This is a genomic window from Pseudomonas sp. EA_65y_Pfl2_P74, from assembly GCF_963970575.1.
Taxonomy (GTDB): Bacteria; Pseudomonadota; Gammaproteobacteria; order Pseudomonadales; family Pseudomonadaceae; genus Aquipseudomonas; species Aquipseudomonas baetica_A.
The window spans coordinates 171,155-183,785 of the sequence record NZ_CAXAOQ010000001.1; the positions used below are offsets into that span (position 1 = coordinate 171,155).

Genomic DNA, 12,631 nt, shown 5'->3' on the forward strand with positions numbered 1-12,631 from the left:
AAAACAACAGCGATGGGTAAAAGCGCTGCCGGGATGGCGGCGCTTTTTTATGGGCGTTGCAAAATCCAGTGTGAACACTGACAGGACGCCTTCGGGAGCAAGCCCCCTCTCACAGGGTTTTGCGCTGATTTAGAAGCTGTAGGTGCCCGTCATCACCACGCTACGCGGCGCCCCCGGCTGGATTTGATATTGACTGGTGGCCGACGCGTAATACTCGCGATCAGTGATGTTGTTCAGCGCCGCGCGCAAATCCCAGTCCTTGAAGCGATAGCCGACCAGCGCATCCCAACGGCCATAGCCTGGCAGCACGGTGGTGTTGGCGTTATCGGCATAGCGCTGGCCAACCAGGGTCAGACCGGTTTCTCCGTACCAGCCCATCTCCGGTTTCCAGGTCAGGAAAAGACTACCGTTGTGCTTGGCGACGTTGTTGATGCGCTTGCCTTTGAGGCCGTTGTTGTCCTTCTCGATCTTCGCATCCTGCACACCAACGCCACCGCGCACATACCAGTTGCCGACGATCTTGCCGGTGGCGGTGAGCTCAATCCCGCGAGATCGTTGCAGGCCGGTCATGATGGTCAGGGTTGGATCGTTCGGATCGGTGGTGCGGCGGTTGTAGAGCTCCAGGTCATAGATCGCCAGGGTGGTGCTCAAACGGTCATCGAGCCAGTCACTCTTCACGCCGATTTCTTTCTGCCTGGTCAGCTCGGGGCTCAGGTCGTTGCTGTTACCGGCCGCGCCCGGCGTGATGCCGATCAGACCGCCGCCCACTGGCGAGAAGGTCTTGGACCACGAGGCGTAGAAGGAATGATCGCGCAGCGGCGTCCAGACCAGACCCACGCGCGGGCTGGTGCTGTGGCTGTCGCGGTCTTCGGACATGTTCTTGAGTTTGTTGGTCGACTCGATATCGAAGGTGTCGTAGCGCAGGCCGGCGAGCACTTGCCACTGATCGTTCAGGCGCAGTTGATCCTGCACGTACACCGCGCGGCTTTCGACTTCGGTGTGGCTACTGCTTGAGCGCTGCATCGCGCCGGTGTGGCGCCGGTCGCGATTGGGGTTGAACAGATCAAGCGCTGGCACGGCTTGCGCGCCCGGCGTCCGGCCGGTGGCCGCGTTATACAGCTTTGGATCGCGGCGCTGACTGCCGGTTTCGATACCCGTGAGCAGGCGATGCTCCAGGCCGAACGTGTCGAACGCGCCTTCCAGTTCCAGGTTGTTGTAGACGTTGCGAGTCGTCAGGTCCTGCTGCCAGTGCTGGCGCGTGACCTTGTGGGTCGCAGGCGTATATCCGGTGAGGTAGGTGTTGTCGAAATCACTGTCGAGCTTGAACACACCCAGGGTCTGGCGCAGCTGCCAGTTGTCGTTGAGTTCGTAAGTGAGTTTTGAACGCAAGGACTGCGTCTTGTCGTCGATGAAGTCGTGTTCGTTGCCGTAAGTCGTGTCGCGGCCCACCTCCGCCGGACGCCCGTTGACCCCTGGAATACCGCGATCCGGCGTGCGGTTGTAGCGGCTGTATTCGTACTGCACCAGCCAGTTCAGGTCGGGTGTCAGTTGCCAGCTCATCGACGGCGCGAACAGTTGACGGTTGCCGCTGACGCCGTCGCGGAAACTGTTTTCATCCATGTTGCCCATGTTCAGGCGCAGGCTGATGTTCTCGCTCGGATCGGCGCTGAGATCGGCGTACAAACTGCGCAGATCCTCGCTGCCGCCCTGGGCTTCGATGGTCGAGCGGCGGCCGGGCACCGGCATTTTGCTCACCCGGTTGACGATCCCGCCTTGGCTGCCTCGGCCGTACAGCACGGCGGCCGGGCCTTTGAGCACTTCAACCCGTTCGACGTTGTGCAGGTCGCGCTTGTACTGGCTGTCGTCACGAATGCCATCCAGATAGAAATCGTTGCTGGCGTCGAAGCCGCGAATGCGCAAACTGTCGAAGCGGGTATCGGCGCTGCTGCTGACGTTGGGCATGCCACTCAAGGCGTCGCCGATGTCGTGGGTGCCGTATTGGGCGACGTTCGAGGTTTTGATCGAGTCGATGGCCTGCGGCACATAGCGCACCGGCGTCGATGTGCGCGTCGCGGTGTTGCTGATGGTGACGCGCGGGTCATCCGCTTGCGCTTCAGCGCTGATGGCGGTGGCGGGCAGTTCAGTCGCCGAGTAGGCAAAACCGCTGGACAGGAAAGCAGAAAGCCCAAGGGTTACGGGCGTAAGACGAAACGGGGCAGGCATTGAAAAGCGCATCCGAAAGGTGGGAAGAATATCGAGCGCGCGAATGGTAATGCTTTGCATTTGCTTCCGTTAATTATTCCGAAGAAGTTCCCTGGTCTGATTGTTTCAATTTATGTCTATCTGGATACACCCGATCATTCGCCCGATTCACGAAACAGTCTGAAAGCCATTCCGGCGTTTTTCTGCAACAGCTTGAGCACTAGTCTGCCGGCATCGATTTTTCCCACTTTCCTGCCGGAGCGCTCTGATGATCCTTCACTACATTTATGACCCGTTGTGCGGTTGGTGTTACGGCGCCAAACCGCTGGTGCAAGCGGCGCAACACGTGTTGCCGGTAATCGCCCATGCGGGCGGCATGATGAGCGGCACCAACCGCCAGCGCGTGACGCCACAGTTGCGCAATTACGTCATGCCCCACGACCGGCGCATCGCCGAATACACCGGGCAGCCGTTTGGCGAGGCGTATTTCGAAGGTTTGCTGCGCGATCACACCGCCGTTTTCGATTCGACGCCTCCGATTGCCGCCGTCCTGGCCGCAGAGGCCATCGACGCGCGTGGTTTGCAGATGCTCGGGCGGTTGCAGACAGCGCATTACGTGGAGGGGCGGCGAATTGCCGATCAATCCGTTCTCCTGGAACTGGCGGAGCAAATGGGATACGTCGGGGAACCCTTTCAGTCCAGGGTTGAATCGGTTGATACCGAGGCACACATAAAAGCCAGTCGTGGGTTGTTGGCCCAACTGGGAGGGCAGGGATTTCCGACTTTTGCGTTGGAACAGAACGGTCAATTTACCCTCATCGACATCAGTCCCTGGCTGGGCAAGCCGCAGGCTTTTGCTCAATGGTTGGGGGAGGCCATTGGCCGCGAAGGGGTTGGCGAGTCTTCAGCCTTCTGTGGACTGGACGGTTGCGCCTGATACGCGCGCGATTCACTGGCTGCAAGCATTTTCGAGCAACCAGTCAGCGGAAAAATTACGTTTCTTAGACGATTTTTGCCTATTTAAAGACGATTCTTGAAATTGACACATTGTTCCGGGCGCGGCTAGGATTCGCCCCAACGCCTGTGGCCAACCGCCATGACTCAAAAATAACAAGAAGGCCCGACACGACTTTATCGTGGGCGGGTCTTTTTGTTTCGGAGTGAAAAAAGAGCGCATGAGCGCCGTTTCAGCCGTTCGACACAGTGCGTTTCAACCCGTAATAAGGAAAACAAAATGTTGAACAAGCGAATCAGCCTGATCGCTCTGGGGATGTTGAGCGCCACGTCGGCCATGGCTAACGACCAGGCCGAGTCCAAGGGTTTTCAAGAAGACAGCAGCCTCAAAGTGCTGCTGCGCAATGCCTACATCAACCGTGATTACAAAGACGGTAACAAAGACAAAGCCGAGTGGGGCCAAGCGGCCATCGGTACGTTCTCGTCCGGTTTCACCCAAGGCACCGTCGGTGTTGGCGTTGACGCCTTCGGTCTTTACGCACTGCGTCTGGACGGCGGCAAGGGCCGCAGCGGCGCCGGTGGTATCGACTTTTTCAAACAGGGCGACAGCGGCAACGCGGCTGACGATCTGTCCAGGTTTGGTGCAGCGGTCAAATTCCGTGTGTCCAACACCGTACTGACCTACGGTGACCAGATGCCGGCCCTGCCGGTGTTGAACTACGACAACTCGCGTCTGCTGCCGGAAAGCTACACCGGTACCTTGATCACTTCCAAAGAGATCAAAGGCCTGGAGCTGAACGCCGGTCGTTTCACCGCCGAATCGCGCAAGAGCGCTGAAGGCCGTGACAGCGGTGGTCTGAAATCGATCAACGTACTGGGCGGTAGCTACCAGTTCACCGAACAGTTCAAGGCGGCGCTCTACGCATCCGACGTTGAAGACGTGTTGAAGAAACAATACGTGAACGCCAACTACGTGTTCCCGATCGACAAGGATCAGTCCCTGACCCTGGATTTCAACGGTTATCGCACCAAGCTGGACAACTCTTATGTCCGCGAAAACGGTGTAACCGGTGACGACAACAAGATCTGGAGCCTGGCAGCCACTTTCGCCACCGGTCCGCACTCGTTCACCGTGGCGCACCAGCGCTCCACCGGCGACAGCAACCTGGGCTACGCCTACGGCGGTTATCAGAAAGGTCAGGGTCGCGTCGGCGACGGTGGCAACACCATCTACCTGGCCAACTCCTACTGGTCCGACTTCAACGCTGAAGACGAACGCAGCTGGCAACTGGGCTACGGCCTGGACTTCGGCGCATTCGGCGTACCGGGCCTGAGCTACAACTTCGCTTATGTGCGTGGCGACAACATCACCACGTCCACCAGCGAAGGCGGCACCGAGCGCGAAATCTTCAACCAGTTCAAGTACGTCGTGCAAAGCGGCCCGGCCAAAGACCTGAGCGTGAAACTGCGCAGCTCGATCCTGCGTGTTTCGCAAAAATCCAGCGAGTACAACGTCAGCGGCAACGAAGTGCGTGTATTCGTCGATTACCCGATCAACATCTTCTGATGATCGAACAGGTGTAATACATCTGAGAAAAACCCCGACTGGTCGGGGTTTTTTTTCGACTGTTTCCCGGTGAAAACCAGAAAAAAACCGTGTTTTTGTCATGTGAAAGTTGTTTTTCAGCCACTTCAAACTTCGTTTCAAGCAGGGCTTTAAATGCCTGAAATTCTTTCTCATGGACGCAAATTCTCCACCTAATAGATTAGGCCGCTCAACGCAGCGGAGAATTTGGTAATGATCGTTTTGAACAGAGAAGTGGGCGAATCGCTACGGCGCGACAAATATGTCAACGTCCAGGGTGGTGACTTCAATCTCTACGGTCATTTTGCCGACTTCGTCAGACTGACCAAAAGTTGGGAAAACATGGAGCCTGACAGCTACTACGGTCAGGCCGAAGCCGGCATGCGTTACCGTCGTTACAGCGACTTTGAGTACAACCCCAAGACGCGCGAACTGAAGCAACTCGAGCATCGCGCCTACGTGCAGTCCAAGGAAAACAACGCTTATGTCGGCGGTTTGGTGCGCCACTTTCAGGATTTCTCTGATGAAGTCATCGAGTCGCCGGTGATGCGCAGCCTGATCGACACCGATTTCGAAGTGTACAAAAGCGTGTTGCCGGAAGAACTGCACGATGAAATCTGGCAGTGCCAGATCCATCAGATCCGCATCGAGATCAAACCCGGCAAACAACTGGAAATTACCCCCGAAGGGATTCACTGCGACGGTTATCCGTTCAGCGGTGTGCACTTCTGGGGGCGCAACAATGTCGAGGGTGCGGAAAGTCGTTTGTACGACATTCACGAGCATCAATTGGCGTCGACCACCTACCAGGAAATTCTCGATACCACTTACTTCCTCGACCGCGACATGCGCCACTACGTGACCCCGGCGCGCAACACGCACACCCATGCCATGGCGTACCGGCAGATTCTGGCGATTTCCTTCTCGCGGCCCGGGACCGCTTTCGACATTGTTCGCTAATCAGATCACCCCAATCGACGGCGTCGAGTGTTCGACGCCCGTGGTGCTGCGACGCGCCACGGCCAAGGATGCGCAACCCATGGAGCGCTTCTTCCGCCAGTTCGACGAAGTGTCGTTCTGCGAATGGCAGGACGCCAAATGTCTGCGCGGCGTGTTGATCCAGAAAACCACCACGGCCTATCTCGCCTTCGACGTGGCCGGCGAAATCGTCGGCGCGGTGTTGGGCGGCATGCTCGGCAGCCGCGGCACGATCAACCATCTGGCCGTCAGCCCGTGCTATCGCAGCCAGGGCGTCGGTCAACGTCTGGTTGAAGCGGCGTCGTCCGACATGAAGCGGGTCGGTGTGTTGCGGATGTTTCTGTTCGTCGACGATGCTAACCTCGCGGGCAAACGTTTCTGGACTGCCCAGGGTTTTTGCGAGCCTCACGGCGAACGGACATTTGAGAGGGACCTATGAATGAAACGTCCGGCAGTGCGCCGCTGATGGTCAATCATCAGCCGTCGCGCACCTTTGCCGAAGCCAGTCCGGTGGTGGCCGGGTATTTCACGGTGTCGTTTGTATTCGGCTTGATGGCTGTGAATGCCGGGTTGCCCATGTGGCTGCCGGTGGCAATGTGCTTGTTTGTTTATGCCGGGGCTTCGCAGTTTGCGGCGTTGGCGTTGATCTCAAGCGGTGCGTCGCTGACCACCATTGTGCTGACCACGTTCCTGATCAACGCACGGCACATGCTGATGTCGGTGTACATGGCCAAGGCCCTGCGTGCCATGGGCCTCAGTCGCATGGAGCGCTGGTGTTACGCCGGTGGCCTGACCGACGAATCCTTTGCTTTTCACAGCGTGAAACTGGGCACCGGCGCACCGGTGAACGTGCGGTATCTGATTGGCTTCAACCTGTTTTGCCACACCTCGTGGGTGCTCGGAGGCCTGTTGGGAGCGGTGTGCGCGCAGTACGCGGCGCACCTGATCAAATACCAGCTCGATTACGCACTGACCGCAATGATGCTCTACGTGCTGGTGTCACTGTGCAACACCCGCAACAAACTCATCGCCGCCGCGGCGGCCGTGCTGTGCATGGGGGCACTGAGCCTGGTCAGCAGCTCGCCGTTTAATGTGTTTATCGCCACGTTTGTGGGCTGCGGAGTCGGTGTATGCCTGACCAAACGTTCCTGATTCTGGTGGTCGCGCTGATGATGGCCGTGACCTTCCTGCCACGCGCGCTGCCACTGCAAGTCAACACCGAGCACTGGCCGCCGTTTATTGCACGGGCGCTGGAATACTTGCCGGTGGCGATCGTCGCTGCGATCAGCCTGACACCCTTGTTGATCAAGGATCAGCACCTACAGCTCGATCGCCCGGAATTCTATGCCGCGATTCCGACGCTGTTATGTGCGTATTTCAGCAAAAACCTCTTTCTCAGTGTGGCGGTTGGCACGGCTGCGTACATTGCGCTCGGCTCGTTCATGTAGCGGTAGTGCGGCGACATCGCTCAACGCCTGGCTCGACAACTCAGGATTGTTCACCGCCAGGCGCACCTCGAGGAAATCCTCGAACCCGGGGAAAATCGTCAGGCCGTTTTTCTGCGCGGCCTCACGCGAGACCATGCCCACCGCGTCCATCTGCGTGATGAGCGACAGCGTCAGGGTTTCGCTGCACGAGTAGACCATGCGCTGTCCGTTCTCGTGATTGCCCAGACCGGCGTCGAGAAAACGCAAGAAGCTGTGGGAATACGGACAGTCTTCCGCAGGACGCACCTGAAACTTGTCCCCCAGCAACGTCAGCGGATCATTCTCCTGACCGCAATGTGCCCCGACCACCTGCACCTGCACCTCGGGCAGGACGATGCTCGGCAAACCCGGTCGCTGCGGGCCAATCAGCACGGCGAGGTCAAAGTCCTCATTTTTCAGCTTGCTGAGGTTTTCCATCGACTCGGCGTAGCTGAACTCCATCTGATAATCGGGAAACACCTCAATCAGGCGCCCGATCATTCGCCGGTTGAAGTCCGGCGACAACGTGTTGTTCAACGCGACCTTCAACGTACGCTGCCCCGGCACTTTCAGAGCCTCGACTTTATCTTCCATCTGTCGCGTGGCAATCAGCACTCTGTCCATATACGGCGTCAGCTCAGTGCCTTGCGGCGTCAGCGTCAGCCCTTTGTTGGAACGACGAAACAAGCGGAAACCGAACTGCTCTTCGACCTTGTTCAACTGCGCGGCCAACGCCTGCACAGTCAGGCACGAATGCTCGGCTGCGGCCGACAAAGAGCCGGTCTGCACGATGCGCATGAGGTTGCGTAAGGTTCTGCTATCCATGGGTAATGCCCTCTAAAGTGGGCTGGGTATTGTTGTTTACGAGACTGCCGGTCCGGCGTCTTATGCCGGCTATATTCCAGCACCTGAGCATAGTTGTCGCGGGTTTAGTAGCGAATTGATGTCTCCACCGATGGCTGGAGGCTGACACAGGATCGGGGTTTTTGGTGACGTTGGGGTGATGAAGGTCAAAAAAAGCTGACTCGGAATAACAATTCTTGGCTCTTTCGAGGATTTGATAAAAGGGACGAATTGATTCATTTGCGGATTAATAGATAAAAAATATCCATACCTGTACTAGGCTGGATCGTATGTGACCCATCAATGGAGGCGACCGTGCCTACCTCATCCCCAGTCCTCACCCCGCGCGAACAGCTCGACGTCCCCGAAGCCGGGCGTGTTGCGTTGAAGTTCTTCTTCAACCTCATGGAGCGCTGGGGTTGCAACGCCGAGCAGCAGCGCACACTGCTGGGGGGCGTCGGCAACACCACGTTCTACAAGTACAAACACCTGCCGCCGAACATACGCCTGCCGCATGACACGCTGGAGCGCATCTCGTATCTGATGGGCATTCACAAGGCGTTGAGCATCATCTTCAGCAACAGCCGCGAACGCGCCTACACCTGGGTCAGCAGCCCCAATGCTGCCGCGCCATTCAATGGCCGGACGGCGCTGGATTACATGCTGGCGGGGAGGGTGGTCGACATCGCTGACGTTCGCCGTTACCTCGACGGGGTGCGCGGTTGAAGCCCCCGCCGCTGGTGGAGCCGCAATGGCCGAAAGCCTTTCGGATCGTCAACAGCAGCTTCCCGCCGATTGCGTTGTTCGAGGACGTGCTCGACCCCGAAGACCTGGAAATCGCCTATGCGCTGGAAGCGCTGACCAATGATCGGCTGATCGAACAGGCCGGCGTCCTCGCCCGCGTACGCCCCGAAGACCGACTCTCCGGCCCCGGTTCGACCCCGGTAATGGCCGCGTTCACCCACATCGGCAAAAGCAGTCGCTTCACCGATGGCACCTTCGGCGTCTACTACGCTGCGAGCAGTCAGGCTGCGGCCATTGCCGAGACTTGTTATCACCAGGAGCGATTTCTTGCGGCGACCCAAGAAGCGGACCTTGAGTTGACCATGCGGACTTACGTTAATCGGGTGGTTAAACCGTTACACGATATTCGCCACGGCTTTCCCGACTTACATCAACCTGATCCAGACGCCTATGGCCCGTCCCAGGCATTTGCCCGGCAACTGCGCGAGTCCGAATCCTGGGGCCTGCTCTACAACAGCGTCCGCCTGCCGGGCCACGAATGTGTCGCCGCGTTTAGGCCGCCGGCGGTGTCGATTCCGAAACAGGGCAAGCATCTGCGGTATGTGTGGAGTGCGAGTCAGCGCAGGATTTCGTTTGTGTTTGAGATCAGTCAGGTTTGAAACGCAAACAAGCCCTCGAAATAGTGAGGGCTTAATATCGATGGTTTTCGTCAATGGCTTGCTGTTGGCGCATCCAGCACTTTCACCACGTCGTCGATCAGCGCCTTGCTCAACTCCTGCAAATACTGCGAGGCATAAGCGTGAAGATCAGGATCGCGCGAGACTGTGGAGTCGGCGGTCAGTAGTTTGGAGATGTGAAGCAAGTGTGAGGCGTGTGAGAGGGCGGCGATCACTGGAACACCATGATTGGTGCGGAACAGCGCCTGATTGGCCTGGAAGGAAAAGTGCGTAAGGCCTGGGGTTTTCAAATCGAGGTAGTCGGTCATTTCGTTTCACCTGCCGTACGGAAGGCGTGGAGTGAGGTGACCGGTGTGGCAGCGCGGCGGATTACGGATGGATCAATGACATTCATTTGTGAAACTCCCTGTATCAAATGAGAGCCGCCATTTTCGTTCTCAGGCGAAAGGGTGGCAGCTATGCGCAGGCTGAGAAACCGGAGATACAGGAACCCGGCAGACCCGAAGGTCTCCCACGCACAGCCGCCATAACACGTGAATGCGGACACTAAAAAAAGCGCCGGCAATTGTGGGTGGGGCGCTGGTGCGCCTGTATCTTACCCGGGTTCTCAGGCCCGGTCGCTGAATTGGCAGCGACGGGTTTGACGGTAGCTTGGGGAGTGGCAGGCGCGCAATCGTGGCCAGTAGTGGCTTTGCTTGGCTTGTCGTTACAACACATTTCTCAGGATTTAGCGGCGTGCGTTTTGTCGGTTACGACTTGCCCTTAGCCCTTCCTAAACACCAGAACGAGGAGATCAGCGATGGTCGATGAACTGGACCAATTCCAGCAGGATTTACTGGAGTCTGTACGTCAGATGAAGGCCGGTGAGGCCGCGCGTTAGATCGACGTGTGCAGAGGAGAGGCGCTATTTCTACTGAAGCTGAAACGCTGCTAAAAATATAAACACCCCAGAAACAACAAAGCCCCTGCATTTCTGCAGGGGCGTCGTTTTGTATGGTGCGGCACCAGGAGTCGAATCAAAAAATAACAGCATGATATTAAAAGAATTAACTAGATTGAGTCTCGTGTGCTATCCCTATTTTTACCCTCAAGATAAAGTTTTGTTAAGAGGGTGTCAGTTAGGGCTCACTTCTTCGCTTGGAATTTTAATGTAAATTGTTATTTGGACTGAGAGAGTCACTCAATGTAAACGCCAATGATGTCGCGAAATAGCACTTGGCCGTTAGCATCTTTAACTTGGGCTTCCATAGTGTGTAGTCCACGATAGGAAGTCGATTCGTTCTCAATAACTGTTTGGCCACGAAAGAATCCGCTGGTAATATCTTGGTGAGTGATAGTAACCGGTATCTCCGTTTTTTGAAAAACTCCTGCCTGTGTTTTTAATTGCGCCTCTCGGCCATAGTTTCTTTTTGTGAACTTTACCGATAATGGAAAGTTATATTTTTTATATGAAACTCTTGAAATAAGTACTTTGAATTGTAAGTCGACATTTTTCTTTAGCGATTGCGAGACGGAATAGTACTCCTTAAAGTTTTCTCCGTCTTTGGCGTAACATTTGAAATCTATACCCTCGGCAGAAACTATTTTGGTTCCTGGGAACTCTTGCTTTAAATCTGGAGTGTACGGCAGAAGATCTCTGTATGCATCATGTTTTAATTCTCTTACTTTGTAGCGATGTTGTAGGCCATCCCGGTCGCTATATACTTTATTTAGATGCTCAACTTCGGTGCGCTCGCCCTTTACCGTGATGACTTTCTTTTGAACATAATCATTAGGGAAGTCGATGGTGTCTAAAATGTTTTCTCCAAGCATTGCGGTATTTTTGCGCGCCATGCTCTGGAGTTTAGCAGCTACGTCTACATAAAAGGATGTAGCAGTTATTTCATTTACTTCCTTGAATCCATACGATGCCCATAATACCTTTTCATCAGGTCCGAAGTCTAAACCGATTCTGAAACCAAGATAAGCCGCATCAAAGTTCCTGCTCTCTAAAAATGGTATGATAGTCCCAACCATCAAAGATTCAAGTACTGCTGCGCAGTTTATAGCGTCAATTATACTGTCATCTCTATTTTTGTTTTTACTTCCGAAAAAGGCTAAGAGAGCGTCTCCCATGAAACGATGTACGTATCCATCCATTCCTCTAACTGTTTCTGATGCGGCTTTCAATATACTGTCTTTAATCCATACCACATCCTCGAGATCATATAGAAACGACAGTCGAGTTGAGTTTTTTATGTCAAGAAAAAGTGAGGATATATGATGGTATTCTTGATCCTTAGTTCCCACGAGGTGAGCGAAGTCAGGATGTGTTCCAATGGATGCTGAGTTTTCTCCGGACCTCCCGAATGCTCGACGGATGTCTTTTTGTAACGTGTCTTCTGTTTGTATTTCTATAGCATTATCTGTTGCGAAAGCACGCTCATAAATTTGTTGTTCAAATGATTCAGTACCCATCCCGAAAGACTTTGTAATGCTTTTGCGTTTTAAGGCGTTCTCGACAATGGCCTCAAAACCCCTCGAGGAAAATCCTTTTTTCATACTAAACCCCTACAAATAACTGAGTGGATTACACATGAGATTAGTAGAATCACTAACGGAAGAAAATTTAGCCATATAAGAAGGCTTGAGATGGTTTGGATTTTTGAGAATTTATCCGACGCGATTTTAGACACCGTAAAGATTTGTTGACTCAGATCTTTTATAAAGTCGTCCTCTGTAATTTCTTGCAATTTTAGATGGTATCCTCCAGCTCCACCGTTAAAGGTAGCAACGTCGCCATAGAAAACTACTGAATCACCTTTAGATCTTTCAACGGAACTGAAAGTAATCGGGAATATAACTTTTATTGCCAAGAACATGCATGCCACCCCTGTAGCGAAAACAAAACAACATATCGCGCCAAAAAAATACAGGAATAGATTGTTTTCTATAGTTGGTATCACTCTGTATGTGCTTAAAGCTACAATGCCGATTGCAGCTGCGCAATAAGACATGATTAGCGTGCATTTGGTATTTGTCGTACCTATATAGGAGTCTACCCTCTTTAGAACTTCAAATAGATGTTTTATATATTGGTCGTTCGTCAGTTTGTCTGTCCCGCGCATTGAGTTGATTCCGTGTGCTGATTTCTAGGCTAATGAAATAGATTGACTGCGTGGTATAACATTTTGGAGTGAGTG

13 protein-coding genes and 1 pseudogene are annotated in these 12,631 nt (G+C 54.5%); 9 read left to right on the plus strand and 5 right to left on the minus strand.

Annotated elements, in window-relative coordinates:
* Positions 1-129: 129 nt before the first annotated feature.
* Positions 130-2,223, minus strand: coding sequence for a TonB-dependent receptor (locus tag AACY18_RS00745; RefSeq protein ID WP_339463971.1), 2,094 nt, complete (start codon positions 2,221-2,223; stop codon positions 130-132).
* 247 nt (positions 2,224-2,470) lie between these two features.
* Here AACY18_RS00745 and AACY18_RS00750 point away from each other — a divergent pair, with 247 nt between their 5' ends.
* From AACY18_RS00750 to AACY18_RS00775, 6 genes are all read left to right on the plus strand, one after another.
* Positions 2,471-3,139, plus strand: a complete 669-nt coding sequence (locus AACY18_RS00750; protein WP_339463972.1) for a DsbA family protein — start codon at positions 2,471-2,473, stop codon at positions 3,137-3,139.
* A 297-nt stretch (positions 3,140-3,436) separates the two neighbouring features.
* Positions 3,437-4,723, plus strand: a complete 1,287-nt coding sequence (locus AACY18_RS00755; RefSeq protein WP_339434263.1) for an OprD family porin — start codon at positions 3,437-3,439, stop codon at positions 4,721-4,723.
* Between the two features lie 231 nt (positions 4,724-4,954).
* Positions 4,955-5,701: a 2OG-Fe dioxygenase family protein gene (locus tag AACY18_RS00760; protein ID WP_166218415.1), complete on the plus strand. Its 747-nt coding sequence runs from the start codon at positions 4,955-4,957 to the stop codon at positions 5,699-5,701.
* Positions 5,702-5,780: 79 nt separating this feature from the next.
* Complete coding sequence (locus tag AACY18_RS00765) at positions 5,781-6,158, plus strand: GNAT family N-acetyltransferase (RefSeq protein WP_175555635.1); 378 nt, start codon at positions 5,781-5,783, stop codon at positions 6,156-6,158.
* On the plus strand, positions 6,155-6,871 hold the full coding sequence (locus AACY18_RS00770; RefSeq protein WP_339434264.1) for an AzlC family ABC transporter permease: 717 nt from the start codon (positions 6,155-6,157) through the stop codon (positions 6,869-6,871). Before AACY18_RS00765 ends, AACY18_RS00770 begins: the two co-directional genes overlap by 4 nt.
* The gene (locus AACY18_RS00775) at positions 6,850-7,167 is read left to right on the plus strand and encodes an AzlD domain-containing protein (protein ID WP_339434265.1); all 318 of its coding nucleotides are present in this window, start codon (positions 6,850-6,852) and stop codon (positions 7,165-7,167) included. The genes AACY18_RS00770 and AACY18_RS00775 overlap by 22 nt, the downstream gene beginning before the upstream one ends.
* Here the strand turns inward: AACY18_RS00775 and AACY18_RS00780 are convergent.
* A complete protein-coding gene (locus AACY18_RS00780) occupies positions 7,084-8,010 on the minus strand; it encodes a LysR family transcriptional regulator (RefSeq protein WP_339434266.1) in 927 nt (308 codons plus the stop codon). The two genes, AACY18_RS00775 and AACY18_RS00780, sit on opposite strands and share 84 nt — an antisense overlap.
* Before the next feature lie 333 nt (positions 8,011-8,343).
* Here AACY18_RS00780 and AACY18_RS00785 point away from each other — a divergent pair, with 333 nt between their 5' ends.
* Positions 8,344-8,754: an MbcA/ParS/Xre antitoxin family protein gene (locus tag AACY18_RS00785; RefSeq protein WP_339463974.1), complete on the plus strand. Its 411-nt coding sequence runs from the start codon at positions 8,344-8,346 to the stop codon at positions 8,752-8,754.
* Complete coding sequence (locus AACY18_RS00790) at positions 8,751-9,431, plus strand: RES family NAD+ phosphorylase (protein ID WP_339434268.1); 681 nt, start codon at positions 8,751-8,753, stop codon at positions 9,429-9,431. The genes AACY18_RS00785 and AACY18_RS00790 overlap by 4 nt, the downstream gene beginning before the upstream one ends.
* Before the next feature lie 50 nt (positions 9,432-9,481).
* Here AACY18_RS00790 and AACY18_RS00795 read toward each other — a convergent pair whose 3' ends face one another.
* Positions 9,482-9,757 (minus strand): DUF3077 domain-containing protein, encoded by a 276-nt coding sequence (locus AACY18_RS00795; RefSeq protein ID WP_339434269.1) that lies wholly within the window; start codon positions 9,755-9,757, stop codon positions 9,482-9,484.
* Between the two features lie 491 nt (positions 9,758-10,248).
* Here AACY18_RS00795 and AACY18_RS00800 point away from each other — a divergent pair.
* Positions 10,249-10,326: pseudogene (locus AACY18_RS00800) on the plus strand (helix-turn-helix domain-containing protein); the annotation flags it as partial.
* A 299-nt stretch (positions 10,327-10,625) separates the two neighbouring features.
* On the opposite strand, the gene AACY18_RS00805 reads toward AACY18_RS00800, so the two are convergent.
* On the minus strand, positions 10,626-11,990 hold the full coding sequence (locus AACY18_RS00805) for a nucleotide-binding domain-containing protein (protein WP_339463975.1): 1,365 nt from the start codon (positions 11,988-11,990) through the stop codon (positions 10,626-10,628).
* A complete protein-coding gene (locus tag AACY18_RS27935; protein ID WP_445261937.1) occupies positions 11,987-12,556 on the minus strand; it encodes a Pycsar system effector family protein in 570 nt (189 codons plus the stop codon). Before AACY18_RS27935 ends, AACY18_RS00805 begins: the two co-directional genes overlap by 4 nt.
* Positions 12,557-12,631 lie beyond the last annotated feature (75 nt).